Source organism: Ensifer sp. GW821-FHT05G01 (assembly GCF_059419585.1).
Map to the genome: position 1 here is coordinate 375,941 of NZ_JBWKSC010000006.1, position 17,579 is coordinate 393,519.

Consider the following 17,579-nt stretch of genomic DNA (forward strand, 5'->3'; position numbering starts at 1 on the left):
CAAGAAATGGTTGGTCCAAATGGCTTCTTTACGAGTGTGTTTGGAATCAGTGCCTTGGTATCGGCATCTCTCTTTATCGTCCTGATCGGGTAAATTGCATTGAAAGACTTGCCTCTAATGGACAAGCAGGGGCGGTATCTCAATTATTTCTTCACCCACAGAAAGCGAGAGGCAAAGGCTCTGAGCGCAACATGGGTGATTGCTTTCTGCTTCTTCGTTACAGCATGGTTTCTATCAACGCTTTAACATGTAACCCTGTTATGGTTGTAGACGAGGCGGCGTAACCTTGAAGCGACTTGGGTAGGCAGGAGGCCGGGTTCGGAAAGCTCGTCACGAGCCATCCTGGCGACCGCTCTCCGCTACCCAAAGCAGGAGCCTACCAAGCCTCTATTTCACCGCTAGCCACGAAGTGCTCAGCGACGTGGGGCCAGAGCGCTGATGATGGCCGCCGCACGCGCGAGTGATACTTGGGCGGCATTCAGCTCAATCGATACTTCGAATAGGTCACGCCCGGCCATATGCAGGAAAGCGTGCAGCACCGCGTCGGAGTTCCTTGCGAGCTGTACCAAGTGCCAGCCTCCCGGCTCCCTCTCTCCATTGAGCCAATACTTAACCGCTCGATCACTTGCCCCGGTCCAACGCATGATTGTCTTGGTCGCGGCCGGGTTTATTCCGATGTCTTCCTTCAGCGCCTGTGAAATCTCGATGGCGTAGTGCTCTCGTGTCGGAACAATTGTGCCCTTATTCGGAACCATTGTTCTGCCTCCTAGGTCTATACTGCCGTCGCCCCGGCCATAATCCGTAAATGGAATTGTTGACATGTGATGGTCATCGATTGGAGCCAGAAGGCGAGTGATGGAAAGTCATCCGCCGAACGACCTCAGATTCGAGCTGCTGCTTATGTTCGGATGTCGACCGAGCATCAGAAGTATTCGACTGACAACCAGATCGCCGTAATCCGCCGATACGCCGAGAAAACCGGCTTCGAAATTGTCCGCACCTACGCAGACGAAGGCAAAAGCGGACTACGGCTGGTGGGGCGAGATGCTCTCCAAAGCCTGCTTTCCGATGTGGAAGGGGCGCAGGCTGATTATAAAGCCGTGCTCGTCTACGATGTGAGCCGCTGGGGACGATTCCAGGACCCCGACGAAGCCGCCGAAATTGAGCTTCGCTGCAAGCGCCAAGGAATTCTTGTTCACTACTGCGCGGAGCAATTCGAGAATGATGGCAGCATGGGTTCGTCGATCATCAAAACGGTCAAGCGGGCGATGGCTGGCGAGTACAGTCGCGAACTCTCTGTCAAAGTGTTCAACGGTCAGGCCAACCTTATTCGCTTAGGCTACAGGCAGGGCGGCGTCCCCGGTTTTGGCCTGCGCCGCCAACTCATCGACCAACACGGCAACCCCAAGTCCGAACTTTCGCGCGGTGAACACAAGAGTATCGCCACCGATAGGGTCATTCTCGTTCCAGGGCCGGAGCGTGAGGTTCTCGTCGTGAGAAGGATTTATGATCTCTTTGTTGTTCAAGACCGGGTCGAAGCCGAAATCGCGGAAGCCCTGAATGCCGAGGGCACCCTAACAGACTTGGATCGCCCCTGGTCCCGGGGGGCCGTCCATCAGGTGCTGATCAACGAGAAATACGTCGGAAACAACGTTTGGGGCCGCACCTCGTTTAAGCTCAAGCAAGCCCACGTAAAGAATCCGGAGTCGGAATGGGTCCGCGCCGACGGTGCTTTCGAAGGTATTGTACCCCATGAGCTATTCCAAAGGGCCCGAACCATCATCGCTGCCCGGGCAGAGCGTTTGTCAGATGACGCCATGCTGCAGAAGCTGGCCGAGGTGTTGGAAAAACAGGGCTACTTGTCTGGCTTGATAATTGATGAGGCGGATGACTGCCCGTCGAGCAGCTCATACTCGCATCGGTTTGGTAGCTTGCTGCGGGCATATGCTTTGGTCGGCTTCGCTCCGGATCGCGACTACCGTTATCTGGAGGTCAACCGGGCACTGCGCCGAATGTACCCAAAGCTGCTCGAAGAGATAATCCAAGGTCTCCAAGCGGCGGGCGGCACGGTGCTGCAGAATCCTGAGACCGACCTGCTCACGATAAATGAGGAGTTCACCGCATCTCTCGTTGTCGTCCGATGCCTTCGAACATCGGCGGGGGCGCTGCGATGGAAAGTGCGACTTGATACGGCTCTCAAGCCCGACCTCACGGTGGTGCTTCGGATGGGGCCCGGAAATTCGGAACCATACGATTATTACCTATTGCCGTTACTCGACATGCACGAAGCGGTTCTGCGGCTCTGCGAATTCAATGGCCTTTCTCTCGATGCATACCGTTGTGAATCCCTTTCACGTTTCTACGCGATGACGGCTCGTAGGTCGCTCATGGAGGTGGCGTAATGGCTGCTATTCCTGCCCAAAAGGTCGAGATGATCCCGATAAACAAAATCACGGTGCTCAACCCCCGTATTCGAAACAAGAAGCACTTCAAGGAAATCATCGCGAACATCGAGCAAATCGGGCTCAAACGTCCGATTACCGTTACGCGCCGCATGGAGGCCGGAGGGCCATTCTATGACCTCGTGTGTGGCCAAGGGCGGCTCGAGGCATTCAAGGCCTTGGGACAGCACGAGGTCCCCGCACTCGTCGTCAACGCGAATGAGGAGGACTGCCTGGTTGCCAGCCTGGTCGAGAACTGTGCCCGTAGGCAACACAGGGCAATCGATCTCCTTCACGATATTGGCGGGATGAAGGAGCGCGGCTACAGCGTCCCGGAAATTGCCCGGATGATCGGATTATCTGCGGAATACATCCATGCTGTAATCCGGTTGCTGGAGAAGGGCGAGGAAAGGTTACTGAGGTCGGTCGAATCCGGTCAGATTCCATTCAGCGTTGCTTTGGAGATAGCCGAAGCCGAGGACCACGAGATTCAAGCTGCCCTGCAAACCGCATACGAAAAGAAGCTTCTCCGTGGCAGGAAGCTGTTGATCGCCAAGCGTATTGTTGAGATGCGGCGACAGCAGGGAAAAGGATTGAAGTACACTACCAAGCCCAAGTCGCGGCCTCTGTCGTCGGAGGTCTTGCTAAAAGCATTTCAAGAAGACGCCGACCGAAAACGTATGTTGATACGCCGTGCCGAAACCGCAAAAGCTCGCCTGACGTTCATAACGGAGGCCATGCGTCAGCTTCTGGCCGACAATCAGTTCACCGCCATTCTCGCGGAAGAAGGGTTCACATCAGTGCCCGACGCCGTGGCAAAAAGACTTCAGAGATAGGTGTGTGCAAAATGGTCCAGTTTTCCTTTGAGAGCACAAGTCTCCGAATACCGATTGCTGAGATTCTTCCGCTGAAGCAACTCACCGCGTCCGTGCTTAAGTCCGTCAAATATATGCAAATAGCGGCTTCCATAGCGGAAGTCGGCATAATCGAGCCCCCGGTTGTTATCCGCGACCGACGGCAACCCGACCTTTTCCACTTACTTGATGGCCATATCCGACTCGACGTGCTCGCCAAGAGGAACGAGACCGAGGTTGTCTGTCTGGTGGCGACGGAAGACGAGGCATACACTTACAATCGCCGGATCAGCCGGTTGGCGACGATCCAGGAACACAAGATGATCCTCAACGCGATTGAGAAGGGGGTGCCGGAGGAGCGTCTTGCGCGTGCGCTAAACGTCAATATTTCCAGCATTCGCCACAAGAAGAGTTTGTTGGACGGGATTTGTCCGGAAGCTATTGAGATGCTTAAGGACAAACACGTTCCGATCAATACCATCGGTCAGTTGAAAAAGATGAAGTCGATGCGCCAAATCGAGGCCGCTCAGCTGATGATTGCAATGAATAAGTTCACGATAACCTATGCTCAGTCCTTGGTCGCCGCGACGCCGGACGTCTTGCTCGTGCGTCCGAAGAAGAAGATCGGTGGACTGAGCGAAAGCCAAATTGCCATGATGGAGCATGAGGCCGCGACCCTCGACCGCGAATTCAAGACCATCGAGCAGGATTACGGCGCGGATCACCTTGATCTCGTCCTGGTTACTGGTCATCTCACCCGCCTACTTGGTAACGCACGCGTGGTGCGCTATTTGGCGCAGTTCTTCCCAGATATCCTTTCCGAGTTTCAAAAGATCGCTGACCTTCGTAAGGCGGCGTAGATCGGCTGTGGGTTGCAGTGAACGCAGGGTGGCCGAATACTACCTTGCGTTCGCCGCCAACTCGCGGCGCGATCAATCACCCACGCGTCGGGTGCATGCGTAGGACTTCTTGATGCAAGCAATCGTTGGCGTGGAGCAATTGGCTTGCCCGTCTGCGATGGCGCATATGGAACAGCCGTCGCTGAATTCCATGCAATCAGGATGGTCGCCGATAAAGTCGGCCATACTCCGCTCAGTAGAAGCGCGTTCGTTAGCGAGAGGAGCAGTCAAGGGGGCCAACGTAAGTGCGAGCCCTGTCAAGATGACGGAGATTCGCCTGGTTGTTGAGAGCGGCATGATCATGTTGGTTCGAACTTTCGCGAGGTGCGAAGTCTGCTCGCCCAGCATAATAGCCGTAGGCAGCATTGGTTAATTAAATAGTGCGAAACCGGCCCGAGCGCATCGGCTCGGTGTCACGCAGACGTAGGTCTCCATGTTGATTGATGGGCCGTGCGTATGGTTCGCTCGACCCTGCGTCATTCTAGTGGTGGGTTACCCAGCCGGGTTTATCCCTCAGCATTTCTTCTTCCTTACGTTGGTTCCCCTCAAAGTCGAGGGCCCGAGGATAATGCAATGGAGTCGGCCAATCATCAAGACGCCGTATCCCCAAGAACCGCCCGATTGCCGGTCAGCGCTTAACTGCTTGATACGGATTCATGCCGGACAGCAGGCGCTGCCGCATACTTTCGAGTTCTGCAAGGGTCTTCGCGGGGTCGGCACGAACGCCAGGCCCGATTTCAATCCCGTCCCGATATGCCGTGTGGAAGTCACCTTCATCACGCCACTCGATCTTTTCGTCCGGTATGAAATCGAACGTGCGGCCGACATACATCGGTGCAGGGGTCACGCAAACGTATTCGCCGTGTTGATCGACGACGGAATGTAAGACGTATTGTCCGTCTTGCGGCCACCAGCCGGTGACCTGCCGCAACTGCTTGTCCGGATCGTTGTCCTGCATGAAGCGAGCGTTGGCGTGGCACTCTCGCGGTGGCATCCGCATATATGCCAAGTGTTCGTCGGGATAGCGGGTGACCTTTACGACGGGAAGCTGGCTGATTTCAGCGACCGTATGCGCTTCCCACTCCGTTGGCGGGAACGACCATTTTTCCAGTTCCGCAAGGAATGACGTCCTCGCTTCTTCCAGCTTACGCTTTGCCTCGCCCACGGCGTCCCCCAGCGTCATTGAGATGGTGTTCGAGCTGTTGATGTAGGAGAATCAGGCCGCACTCGCAGTAGATGCAGCAGCCGCATTGTTCCGTGTCGCCCGAACATCTGGCCATGGCTCCCGTCAACTAAGACCGGTTCGCGCGGATGATCGTTTCTCCGACCTTTATGCTGTCGGCAATCTTCACCGTGTCTCCGCGCACGTTCGTTGCCGAAACGCCCTCAACTCATCTTCCCCAGTAGGGAGCCCGCCAACCGGCCTTGATCGCATCGGCTTCCGAGCAAAACCAATGCTCTCCCTTATCGACGCTGACCTTCGTCTTCGTATACCAAGGGGACCATGGGGCATGGTAGATATGGCCGTTTTCTGAAATGTTCCCCTTGATCGGGCACCCGTTGGGCGACTCTTGTTGGGCCACTGCCCACTTCTCTGCCCGATATTCCCAAGGAGGCTGCGTGTCGGCCTGCCATACGCCGACATGGTCCTGATGAGCCTTGTCTTCGAGATCGGCATAGTCGGCCGAGTATTTGCGGAAGGCCCAGGCGTTGCCGGTGACGACCATCCTTGCGTTGATATCCCGGGTTCCAACCGTGCAGACACCGATTGTCCGGCCATAGTCATCCTGGCCGCGATCATCACAACGGACATCCTGGCCAAGGACGAGTTCTTCGAGAACTGAAATGGCAACTTTTCCGCAAGCCCAGGATTTTCCGTCGGGCTTCGTACATTTTTGACCGGCTTCCGGCGCATCGATGCCATGTAGGCGATAGACTACGCCACTGAGTTCCAAGGTATCGCCGTCCACCACGCGCAACGAAGGTGCTGCGTCGGCAATGCCTCCGGTAAGCATAAGAACAAACAAGCCGAGTAAGGGTTTCATTGCAGATTCCGCTGCCGATTCGAAGGCGCAGAATACGTTGGATGCCAGACATATTGGAATGAGCATTTCTGTTGTGGATTTTTGGGCGTGATTTTTCACAGAATCCGCAGGTTGGGTCGGGATAGCCCGGCGCTGTCGAAGGCGCGGGCTCTCGGTTTTCTTGATGTTTAAATGCGTTGGGTTCGCCGAAGCCTGCTCCGTTTGCCAAGAATTGCTAAAATTGTGCTACATTAATCAAGGCGATTTTCCGGCCTGCCATCGGCCCAACGGCCTAGAATTCGGCATCTATGGTTGGATGCAGTCTGCTGTAACAAATTGGGCGGGCTTCTTTACAAAGGGCGGCAAACCGGGGGAGATGATCGCCTTGCCGTCAGTTTCGAGCTTTGCCAAGTCGAGATTGAGATCAAGTAGGAACTGCAGCGGGTCTTGCTTTTTCGCCATCCCGTATGCTTTCCGTACTGCGTCGTCCAGCGTGGCCGTCGCAACTTTCAACGGATGATCGCCCGGCAGTTCTATGGACCTGTAGAGTTCGCGAAGGGTGATATTATGTTTGGCGAGCAGGCGGCGACGTTCATCACGCAGATGTACGCTCGCCGCCGCTACGTCCGAGATGGCGCGGCCGGTCGGCGCTTGAGGCCACGGGAAGCTATCGAAGACCGTGTTGGACGTGTACCGGGGATCGCTTTTGATGGTGGAGCATCGTTCCACAAACCAAAGCCAATGAACCGACGACTGGAGAATTCCGAACGTGTAGTCGTCCGCGTGAGAAAACACCGTTAGAGCGTCGTTGGGTCGAATGCTCGGTGAGACGAACTCGAAAATCGGGCGCTTCGTGACCCTCCCGCATGCGATATATCGTGGAAGTTCGGTAATCTCTGAAATCATATCGGCGCGTGCATAGGACATTTGCCACCAGCGTTTTAGAAAGCCTTCGTGGTGGCGGTTTACCTTTGCCTTGGGATTATCATCCAGAAGCTCCTTGTTCCGCTCGGCCTCCTTCTTAGCAGCCTTGATGCGATCAGGAAGAACGCTTGTCTCAACCTGAGAAAATAGCTCTGGGAACTCCCTGGCCTCCAGTAGCTCAAGGCCGGTGAAGTCAATCACGTATCTGGATGGCTTTCCGCCTTGTTCGCCCATCAGGTCGTCGGAGATCATAAACGGCTTCAGGACCGCCGAGTAAGCGGGCTTCTTTTTCAACAGCGCCTCTGCCGTTTCCTTGGCGACTAAGAAACCCTCGTGGCCGTGGGTCTGCCCCTGATGGCAGCCGCCGCGTGTATTGGTGATAAGCGGTATGGCCTTAGTGACATCGAGTGCGAATGAAAGCGAGGAGGGAATACGGTCGAGGTCGGCAAAGCGCCAGCCGGAGTTAATGATATTCCCCTCCTGGATATATAGCCGCTTCGGCCCTGGAGCGTCCCCTTTCATCCAGTTGGCGATGGACACATGAACGACTGCCTTACCCGGCCAGATCATGCTTGAGACGGCCTCGGTGATCGTTCCGCCGTTCCCGACGATATAGTCCAGGCCGCTATGGCGGCTGTAGTTCTGTCGAATAGTGTTCGTCCCGACCAACCCTGCGTGCTGTCCGTCCTTCAGGCGGTCATGCGCCAGACGATACCAGTAAACGCAATAGTCTGCGCGACCATCCACCTCCGGGTGACGCTCGCGGAGCTTGTGCAAGTATGCAGGGCCAAGTTCCGCCTGAAGCTTGTTCTTGCTCTGATAAGGTGGGTTGCCGACGATTACTTCGGCGTCCGGCCATTCCATAAACAGCGCGTCGCCGAGAAGGAGGTTGTTGTCGAGATTGTCGAGGGGCAGTGCCTCCTCGTTGTGAAAGGCGAATTCCTTCGTTCCCCGCTGAAACTCGCCTTCTCCTTCTGCGAAGGTCTCTACTGCCTCGTCCAACGCAAGCTTTTTGGCGAGCATCAGAGTCACTTTGGCCAGCTCGACGCCGAAGGGATCATTGTCCATTCCGAAAAACTGACGTGGGCTGATTACACTCAGCAACTTCGCTTGGTTCAGAAAATCTTTTCTGCTGATCATCAGCTTCAGGCGCATCATGAGCTGAATATCGAGGCGTGCCAGTTCGCGGAATGCCACATAGAGAAAATTTCCACTTCCGCACGCCGGGTCCAGAACGCGATACTCTGATAGTTCTCGCCGCAGCGCCAAAAGCTCTTGGCGGTTCTTAGCGGCGTCAATCCTCGCCTGCCATGGGCGAACGATGCAGGGTCCAATGACGCGCTGAATGTCGGCCTCGGACGTGAAGTGGCGACCGTGCTGATGCCGGAGCTTTTCGTCCATGCTTTGTTGAAAGAGCGTGCCGAAGATCGCGGGATTGACCTTGGACCAGTCTTTTGTGGCCACACCTTCCTCACCGCCTATAAGCGCCATCTCCCCCGGCGCAAGGTCGATTGCCTCGACTTCTGCGAACAGTCCGCCGTTGAAGTAGGGAACGCCGACAAAGCGGCCACCTTTCGCCGGTTTGGGGTCATTCATCTGACGGAAAAGCCCACCAAGCAGGTCATAAGAGGACATGCCGTGCTTAAGGCAGTCGCGAATGATCGATGTAACTGTACCAGCCGGAAGCATGTCGATGTCCTCGGCGAACATGGCAACCACTAGCTGTAGCACGAAGCGCTGCGCCTCATGTCGGGGAATCGGCTTTTGAGGTCTTCCTACTAAGCTCCGGAAGAGTTCCGCTGTTTGGTCAGCCGCCCGACGAGATACCGCTTCCCGGTCGTTGTTGAAAATCGGTTGTCGATCTTCAGGGAATAAGAAATTCAGGGCAGTATAGCGGACGGGAAGTTCGGAGACCGCAATCCGATCAACCGGCTCGTCGAGCTGACGGTCGAAGTCATAAATCCAGAATTCATCAAAATTGCAGAGAACCACGTAGCGTGGCCTGTTCGGAACGGCGTTTAGCCAATAATTGAACGCTTGGTAATAATGAAGTTGGAGCTTCTCTCCTCGCTTTTTCATCTCTAGGAGAAGACGGGGCTTCCAGATCAAATCGGCAAAACTGGTGCCCTTGCTCGATCTTTTTTTAATCCTAAACTCTAGGGAAGCTCCTGCTTCTTTATATCCATCATGACCAAATGCCTTGAATAGTCTGTCGCAAAAGACCTGAGCTTCGCCCTTTTCGTCCCCATCGAGTAACGCGACATATGCTTGAAAGGATTTAAGATCGTCGACGACTTTAGACACGCATTTCCATCCCATGCACATTAGGCGACGTTTGAGCAGCCGCTGTTGGCGCAAAAGTAAAGGGAAATCGCTAACAATCCACGATAGATTTGGGCACAGCATTGATCGGCCTTGCATCCCAAGCCTGCAATTGGGCTAAGAAGATGGGCTGGCAGAACACGCTGACATTGTGGCCGCCCAAAAGCCTCGGCGCGAGGACGGGTTGTTTGCCCTCCATGGCCTCAGCCCGCGCCGCATTTAGAGCCCACAATCACTCTCTTTGGTTGCGTTATCCCCTCGAAACTTGAGCCTGACGATGATGAATCGGGTTTCAGCAAAGACGACCCGCTCAATAACTGGGTTGCTAAGACTTCTTCCAGGACCGATCTTTTCCCTGTCTAACGGGTTCGGAAATTTCATCGGTCTCAACATATCTGCGCCTTGGGTCGAAAGCGGTGCGGCCGAGGCCGGGCGGCTTTTTCCATTCCGTACGAGCCAGTTTGCACCTGGTGGCCGGTTCGAGCATGCAGAGAACGCGCTCAGGCAAAATGTGGGCGCTGCATTGTTGGTAGCTTGACGCGCAGGAAAACCGCCCCAATCCTTTAAACAGGAGTGATTGGGTTAAGCCGACCATGTCAAAGATACGAACTATTGGATCGCAAGCGAAGATGCGGGAGGTAGAGGACGATATAAATCGCGTTGCGGCACAACTTCTTGAAGAGGTGCGACAAAACGGAGACGGTTATAGCTGTATGACAATGGACGACGCCCGAGCAATCGCGGCCGTTCTAAGGGAGTATTGTTTCAGGTCTGGGCTGCCTGGCTCCCGAGATTAGATATCGACCACCAAACCGGAGATAAAGCTGGTGTGAGCGCGTTCACGCTCGTATCCTCGCGGATTGCAGATGACGCGCGTGGTGCCTTCTCGATAGTCGAGGAAGTGATGCACATGGCCATGCACCCAAAGGTCGGGTTTGCCCTGCTCGATTATCGCAGAAAGGTCGGAAGCGAATGCGCCATTGCTTGGATGCCCCTTGAACTGAGGATGTAGTGATCGAGGCAGCGGTGCGTGATGTGATAGGACCACGGTAGGCCCATCGAATTTATCGGCCAGTTCGCTGGCGATGAAGGTGCGACTTTTTATGTGGCGCTCGATTAACTCCTTGGGAGTGACAAGCCCGGGAATCCCGCGTTCGGGCCAATCCGAGCGAAATATGGCGTGAAAATCCATCATATAGTGCTTGCAAACATTGATTGCGCAGGCCTTCCGTTGAGGAACCGGCAGCTCGCTCTCGACGCCGTGTTCGATTTCAAAATCGGTCCACAGCGTCGCGCCAACTATCCGCGCGTTTCCAAAAAAGAAGGTCTCATTTTCGAGCACGGTGACGTTCGTGCCTTTTGTCATTCGCCTCGCGGTTTTAAGCCCCGCGTCTATGGTAGCTCCGTAAAATTCGTGATTGCCTAGAGTCATTACGACCGGCATCCGAGGGCTGATGTTTCGGAGAACGAATTGCACCGACATCTCTACAATGCCAGAAACATCACCCGCGCAGATGCAGACATCTGCATCCGGGACTTCAAGGGAATTCCGAGCAAGTTCGGAATTGTTGACGTGCATGTCGCTGACGATCCAAGCCTTCAAGGTCATTTCCTTCCGGAGAAAGGGGACAAAGGGAGAGAGACCGGTGAAAAATGGTCAGCACCGACCGTCCCTGAGGACTGGCCACGATGGGTCAGCCTGACATTCCAACAAGTTTTGTTGGACCTTCTGCTGCGGACAGGCCTCGCAAGAGGGTCCGCAGACGTTCCGCTTCCAGTCGTCTTTCTTCCTTCAGTGCCTGGGCGAGGGTGATCACGGTGTTGAGGTTTGCATCGAGCAGACTCTTTGCTCGCGAATATTCTGCGCGCAGGATTTCATCGACGTCGGCTCTGAGTCTGGGTGCCTCTTGAAAAACCTTGTAGACCGGACGGTCGACATCGTCAGGAAATACCGATAGCCGCTTTCCGAGGCCAAACCTGGCAATCATCAATGCTGCAGCGTCGGTCGCGCTCGTTAGATCGCTTCCACGCGAGCCACCGGCTGTAGTCGAGCGATTGCTGAAAACAAGTTCTTCACCAGCCATCCCTGCCAAGCTGATTGCGATGTCCCAACGGAACCATGCCTCCGTTCTCAAAGCGGGAACCGGGGAATCTAACGACGTCCGACCCAGCGCTTCATACGCGTCAACACAGTCGTGCCTATCGTCGAACACTTCGACGCAGGTCACGCTTCCTAGATCAGAAAGCTCGGTCACCACCGCATGAGCAGCTTCATGGATGCAAATTCGCCATCGATCTTCATCGCTGAGGGGTGGTCGCTTCGGCACGACAGCCCAGATGTCCGCGATCATCGGCTTTCGGTTCTCAGCCCGTGCCCGCTGTTTTGCTCTACGAACCAGGCGTTCTAGATCGGCTCCTGTCTTTCCGTTTAGCTGCCGGGCAATCTCATAGAATTCCTTGGGGGCATCGAGCGCGGGCAGGTAAAACTCAAGGATATGCGCACGCTCAATTGTATTTGGCCGCTTCATCTCCACGTGTGTTTCCAACCGACCTGACCGCAGCAGAGCTGGGTCGAGGGCTTCAGGAAAATTCGTCGATGCGACGACGACCACGCCCTCGCCCTCGCGACCGGCCACGCCGTCTAAGGCTTCCAGAAGGGCATTTACGACCTCGATGCAGTAGTGCCGGTTATCGCCGGAAAATGAGCGACGATCCCCGACACTGTCGATTTCGTCGATCAGTAAGATCGACGGGGCTCTGTCGCGAGCCTCGGCAAAATCCTGCCTCATCGCTTTAAGCAGGTCACCCAAGTGACCGGCGCTCTGCCATTTGGAAAGCGACGTCGCCACCAAATGGGCACCACATTCTGAGGCGAGTGACGCCGCAAAAGAAGTCTTACCGATCCCCGGCGGGCCATACAAAAGGACACCCCGATCCAGTTCAGACCAATCCAACTGACCGGCTCGCCATAGGCGGAGATCGGTTTTGAACCTCACGCCCCATTTCCCGGCCTCACCATATGAAGCCAGCGGGACCAATCTTGGCCCCTTTGCCGGTTTCGTCAAAAGTCGTTCAAGTCTGGTCAGCGCAGCGGCAGTCGAGCGACCTCTACGGAAGATGGAATCGATGAACGTCGGGTCGTGTTGTCTGAGCTGTTCCTTCTCCTGCGCCGAAAGTGGACCTGTATCCAACTGCCGCGCGAGGCTATCGAGATGTCGATCATCGAGGATTTCAAGATCGATGACGGCATTGGCGCTGATTTCGAATTCCGGATGGAGTTCCGCGCCGCGTGGGAGGAATACAATGACCTTCTGGGCATCGAGATAGCCGCTTGGGCTAAAGTCCCAGCCTCCTTTTTTTGTCCGAGGCGGGTGACAGAAGGTCTTTACCGTCGAGAGTCCTCGGTCGCCGGACTTCAAGCAAAGATCGGCGACATACTCGAAATCGTCGATAGGCCAGTCACGCGCCACGGTCACCACCAAGACTGATGTCGCTTCGGCGAAAAAATCCTTCTGCTGTCGCATCAACCTAACGAAGCCGCAAAACGCGAGGAATTTCCTTGGGCTCGCGGCTAACGCGGTGGGGGCCGACCGACGGCTCAGCTTTGCCGGTGTTCGAGAGATGACTGCCCTTAAGTTTGATGTCGCATCCATCAAATGCTGGATAGCTTCGTCGAGTAATTCCTGGTCGGGTTCGGATTTCACTGATTGCTGCCCCCGACGAGAGGACGACCGAGACGGTACCAGCGGTTTACGGTACGCGCGAGTTGCCAGTGTTCGTCCCAGAAAACGATTTCTGTTGTCGCCGCTGGTCTCCCATCCGCCACGCGAGGATGCCCGAGTACGGTACCCAACAGGATTGGGACGGCACGCTTCGCAATCATCCAGTCTGAAATTGAGACTTCGGGTGCGATAGATTCGGGTCCATCCCGGCCGACCTGTTCGAGGTCGTCAGCCAGACGCCTGTATATTTCAATCGTCTCTTGAGGAGCTAAAATTTCGAGACCGAGGGGGTGTGAGAGCATGTGACCTCCGGTGATTCTGTTGAATGCGACAGGGCCGACTTCTTCGGCGCATTCATTTTGAATACTGTAATGTTCATAATGTCAACAATGGCATTCATTTTGAATAATGTTGACATTTTTTCCCCGCGCGCTTTTTTCGCCTTTATGGCCATTATTCCGACTGCAGAAATGTTGCGCGCTGCCAGGGCTTTGCTCGGGTGGAACCAGCGTCAGCTGGCCGCTTCGGCAGGCGTGGCTCGGCCCACCGTGTATAAGTTAGAAACTCGTGGAATAACGCGGGGCGAGACTGCGCGGGGGAGTGGGGACAACGCCACTCTGGAATCTGTGGAGGCGCTTGTTCAGGCCTATCAAGCTCAAGGGATCGAGTTTATCGAGGCGACGTCATCGACAGGGTGTGGCGTCCGTTGGCGGACGCCAGCAGGCAGAATTGGACAGGACCCCTCAGAAGAAGCCGTCAAAAAGAGGAAGTAGACCGACTATCTTCTTTGGGCGCACGCTCAAAGGGCCGAGGGCGGGGCGCGTCCCATCGAGTTAACATCTTTGCACGACGCTGTTAACGAGCACGTTTGGTGGGCATGCTTCATTATTTCGGGCTGCCCGCACGCTGTCGACGACGGAATTGGACGGAGCGCGCAGGCGATACCTCATGCCGTGACACGGTAGATTGATATTATTTTCGAGCTGTCACTTCGGCAATCGACCGTTGTCGCTGACCAAGCGAAGGTGCGTCGCTGGTGCGGGAGACAGATCGATCAGGCCACCAGGGTTATAATCCGGGTTGGTCATAGCCCAGGAGAGCATACCGTACATCTGGCTCTCTTTCGGCACCTCTGCGAAAACCTTCATCGCCGTTCCGCAAAGTTGGATACGCTCGTCATCCATCATGTCCTTGCTCTGCAGAAGCATTTCCCAAATCTTCATGATCCTGCTCCGCTTCCGTGAGCTTTCAAGTCCGGTTGAATGGACCACGGCCAGATTGGTGTAATGCTTGGTCGTGGTCGTAACCTTCGCATGTCCGAGTCCCGTTGCAACTTCATCGAGGACTGTGTTCAGAACTGCGTGTGTGAAGTAGCCAAAACGATCCAGGTTCCGACTAAGGATTCTCGCAGCCAGGTTCGTGGCATAATTCTTCCTTAGATCATGTCCGCTCCCGGCGACATCGGCGGCCTTGAAGGCTTTCAGCATGATGTCGCTGACGGCCCCGGCCGTGAGGGCATCACTGGTTTTGAAAGAGAGGAACAGCGTGTCCTCCGGCTCGTAGGTGGGATCGACAGTCTGCCATTGCTTGATCAGAACGGCCCGGCCGCCCCATACCACGACAGTAAGGAGGTCATATATGAGGTCGATCATAAACCCGGCATGGCGGACCTTCCGGCCTTTCCCCTTAATCTTGACGCCGATGTAGAGCCTTCTTCGTTGCACCTCGAAATGCTTCAGTCCCTTGAGGACGATGTCCTGAGCGGCGCTATCGTGAGCAAGCTCCGCGAGCGATACAATGCTTCGCGCACGTTCTCGTCCCAATCCCTTGAAAATGCCTTCATTCGCCAGCGCCTTGGTCAAGTCTGTCAACTTCAGCTCTGGGACTTCATCCGCTCTAAGACCGGCACCCACCATCAACCGTCCCATCGCCCAATCGCGTTCGCGTTTAATCACCGGGTCGATGTATGAGATTTGACTGCTGGAGATCGGCTTCGATGGAGAACGCAGTTCAAGAAGGACCCTGTCGCACTGGTCGTTGTCCGGCACCGTGAGGTCTGGCGTCGAGTGTTTGATCGCCCTGGAGCCAGACCAGACAGTTATTGGCTCCCCGCTTCTGGTCCGAACGCGCTTGGTGGTGATCGGGTACCGGCGCAGATTGCTTCTTTTGTTTCGGCCGACGAAGTCCGGCGTGAGCGATCCATCTTCAAGACGCTGCATGGCATCCGGAACATGAAGGTAGAAATGATAAACGCTCCGCAATTTTTTTTCGCGCTGCTCTTCACTGACGCCTTCGTCCGTCTGCCGCTGCCGCCAGCGGTGCATGACAAAATCATCAGCTTGATACCAAGGTATTCCTTCGCCAGTTAAGAATGAGAACCACTCGCGCAACATGTAGGCACGCGGCTCCATGGAACTGGCTTGCTCCAAATTCAGTCTGCAGAGATACCCAAAATAAAAGATCAAAGGCTGGCAAAGCCTACCATCCGGCCACCTTATGATTGGCATGCCGCATTGCACTTCACCAAACCAATGAAACTTGTCGGTTCCAAAGCTCATTCTGAAATCGCTGGTCGAAACGACTTTAGCTCGCTCTAATACTTTTTCCGGCATTGCTCGTCGCTCTATATAGTTGATCCATCAAATCGAGAATTTGTGCTTCCAGATTCTCGATAACGCGCTTCTGGTCATCGATCTGTTTTTGCAGGGAATATTTCTTTCCCTTTCTGATGATGTCCAGGCCAGCCTCTGCCGACTCGTAGATGAGAAACAGGTCGCCATAGGTCCCGTCCGGACTGTCAATTTCCGGGACACTCCAGGGCCAGAGACCTCGATCAGGGTCCGACCAACGCCTAAGGGCCGTCGGGGTCTTGTATTCATTTACCGAAATCGTGTCGCGCAAGTCTTGGTCATCCATCATGTCGACCAGCAGAGTGACCTTCCGGACAAATGAGACGAGCGTACGCTTTCCCTTCAAAAGCGGCGCTGTCCTGAACAGCTCCTCCTTGGTCAGCTCACGGTCCCATGGCTCGTTGCGCTTGGAACTGTCGACGCCAAATACCTTGTTGAAAATCCCCAATCTCTCTCGCAGCTTTTCCGAGTTTTCCAGGCCAATCGGTTGCTTCTCGCGAACTTTGACCGTGACATTCCTTGCCTTCTTCGATTTCTGTTTTGCCATTGCAGCTAAGCTCTCTTCGCAGCCAGTTCCGCCGCCTGGTATGCCGCCATCATCTGATCATATTGGGCCTGTCTCGCACTCGCTGCCACCTCATGCGGTGCTGTCTCAATGGTTGCCTTGATCGCTGCCATCTTCTCTTTGATGACACGCTGGTTCGACCTAAATATTACCCCATAAATGCAGGTCAGGCACGGGTATGCGCCGCTGAACGCCAAGTTGACCTTCGCGTTCCTGCCTTCCGGCTGAGCGGACTTCCATGGAGACCGACCCGCTGCTGCGAGCTTGTTGCACTCCGCAAGAGAAAGGTCATCGCCACCGTTCAGATTTGCGGCGCAGTGCGCGACACCCTCTGGGACTGGTTCCAGGAACTGACTGGCTGCCTGTCTTTTGGCTCGGACATACAAAGCTTCACGATATGTCTCCTCATCATTCGCACCAGATTTGATGCGAATATCGGCAGCCGCTGCTTCGATCATGGCTTCCCGGTCCATTTTCAGCCGCTTCACACCATGCCCAATAGCTTCGTCAAGACCATGCTTGCCCTTTGCTAGCATTCGATAGGCATAGGCTTCCACACGTACCTCATCGAATTCGGCCTTCATCCCTCTAAGGTTGCCAAGTTCTTCCTCTATACTCGCGATCCAAGCTTTGAGTTCTTTGTTCTTGATGATCTTTACAACTTCGGACCGCGCTCGAAGCTCGTCTTCAAGTTGCCCGATAGCGCCTGATATCGCCTCTGTAAGGTAGATACGGGTCATCTCCGGGTCAAAGTGCCTCAACAGGTGTGCCACGTTGTCCAGCTGGCCCCAGTCGTTACCATAGTAGTAGTAAATGGCTGCTCCGCGACGGAGTTGGTGACTTGAGAAATTCCACTCCGTTTCACCCTCGGGCGGCGGTATCTCGTTATACGAGGCAAACGCCTTGAGATTCGCGGTGAATTCAAAATACAGAGGGGTGTCCTGCCGCATTACGTGGAACAGGGGCGAGGGCTTATCGGATGCGCCGGATTCGCCAGAAGCAGCCTTCAAGATATCCACCGCAGCGACGACCATTTTCGGGACTGGAACGATCTCGGTCCGCTGCAGGGTCTTCAATATGTGAACATTGAGGTAATACAGTGCTCCAACCTGAGAAATACAGTAAGCGGTTAGCCGATCACGCTCGGCTCGAAGTTCCACGGCATCAGAGCGTCGATATCCTGCGCGGGCCATCCGTT

At 55.1% G+C, this 17,579-nt stretch carries 13 protein-coding genes; 4 read left to right on the top strand and 9 right to left on the bottom strand.

Translation table 11 applies throughout. The annotated features are described in order from the left end of the window. Nucleotides 1-413 precede the first annotated feature (413 nt). Complete coding sequence (locus tag AC07UR_RS17640; protein ID WP_209790910.1) at nt 414-755, bottom strand: hypothetical protein; 342 nt, start codon at nt 753-755, stop codon at nt 414-416. A gap of 69 nt (nt 756-824) precedes the next feature. Here AC07UR_RS17640 and AC07UR_RS17645 point away from each other — a divergent pair, with 69 nt between their 5' ends. From AC07UR_RS17645 to AC07UR_RS17655, 3 genes are read left to right on the top strand one after another with little or no spacing between them, the layout of a single operon-like run. Further along, the gene (locus AC07UR_RS17645; protein ID WP_209791125.1) at nt 825-2,402 is read left to right on the top strand and encodes a recombinase family protein; all 1,578 of its coding nucleotides are present in this window, start codon (nt 825-827) and stop codon (nt 2,400-2,402) included. Then, nucleotides 2,402-3,277, top strand: a complete 876-nt coding sequence (locus tag AC07UR_RS17650) for a plasmid partitioning protein RepB C-terminal domain-containing protein (RefSeq protein WP_209790909.1) — start codon at nt 2,402-2,404, stop codon at nt 3,275-3,277. Before AC07UR_RS17645 ends, AC07UR_RS17650 begins: the two co-directional genes overlap by 1 nt. An 11-nt stretch (nt 3,278-3,288) precedes the next feature. Beyond that, a complete protein-coding gene (locus tag AC07UR_RS17655; RefSeq protein WP_209790908.1) occupies nt 3,289-4,155 on the top strand; it encodes a plasmid partitioning protein RepB C-terminal domain-containing protein in 867 nt (288 codons plus the stop codon). Nucleotides 4,156-4,822: 667 nt separating this feature from the next. Here AC07UR_RS17655 and AC07UR_RS17660 read toward each other — a convergent pair. The 5 genes from AC07UR_RS17660 to AC07UR_RS17680 form a co-directional block, all read right to left on the bottom strand. Next, nucleotides 4,823-5,377, bottom strand: a complete 555-nt coding sequence (locus AC07UR_RS17660; RefSeq protein ID WP_209790907.1) for a hypothetical protein — start codon at nt 5,375-5,377, stop codon at nt 4,823-4,825. Between the two features lie 208 nt (nt 5,378-5,585). Beyond that, nucleotides 5,586-6,239, bottom strand: a complete 654-nt coding sequence (locus tag AC07UR_RS17665; protein WP_209790906.1) for a thermonuclease family protein — start codon at nt 6,237-6,239, stop codon at nt 5,586-5,588. Nucleotides 6,240-6,524: 285 nt separating this feature from the next. Further along, nucleotides 6,525-9,446 (bottom strand): class I SAM-dependent DNA methyltransferase, encoded by a 2,922-nt coding sequence (locus AC07UR_RS17670; RefSeq protein WP_209790905.1) that lies wholly within the window; start codon nt 9,444-9,446, stop codon nt 6,525-6,527. Between the two features lie 811 nt (nt 9,447-10,257). Continuing rightward, nucleotides 10,258-11,067, bottom strand: coding sequence for a metallophosphoesterase (locus tag AC07UR_RS17675; RefSeq protein ID WP_209790904.1), 810 nt, complete (start codon nt 11,065-11,067; stop codon nt 10,258-10,260). A 91-nt stretch (nt 11,068-11,158) separates the two neighbouring features. After that, a complete protein-coding gene (locus AC07UR_RS17680) occupies nt 11,159-13,168 on the bottom strand; it encodes an AAA family ATPase (protein ID WP_209790903.1) in 2,010 nt (669 codons plus the stop codon). A 488-nt stretch (nt 13,169-13,656) separates the two neighbouring features. Here AC07UR_RS17680 and AC07UR_RS17685 point away from each other — a divergent pair, with 488 nt between their 5' ends. Beyond that, entirely contained in the window at nt 13,657-13,959 is a 303-nt protein-coding gene (locus AC07UR_RS17685) for a helix-turn-helix domain-containing protein (RefSeq protein WP_234941909.1), read from the top strand. Between the two features lie 213 nt (nt 13,960-14,172). Here the strand turns inward: AC07UR_RS17685 and AC07UR_RS17690 are convergent, their stop codons facing one another. From AC07UR_RS17690 to AC07UR_RS17700, 3 genes are all read right to left on the bottom strand, one after another. Then, nucleotides 14,173-15,798: a site-specific integrase gene (locus AC07UR_RS17690; RefSeq protein ID WP_209790902.1), complete on the bottom strand. Its 1,626-nt coding sequence runs from the start codon at nt 15,796-15,798 to the stop codon at nt 14,173-14,175. Further along, entirely contained in the window at nt 15,770-16,363 is a 594-nt protein-coding gene (locus tag AC07UR_RS17695) for a hypothetical protein (protein WP_209790901.1), read from the bottom strand. Before AC07UR_RS17695 ends, AC07UR_RS17690 begins: the two co-directional genes overlap by 29 nt. Before the next feature lie 5 nt (nt 16,364-16,368). Next, nucleotides 16,369-17,579, bottom strand: a 1,211-nt coding sequence (locus AC07UR_RS17700) for a site-specific integrase (protein WP_494700045.1), incomplete at its 5' end; no start/stop codon positions are given.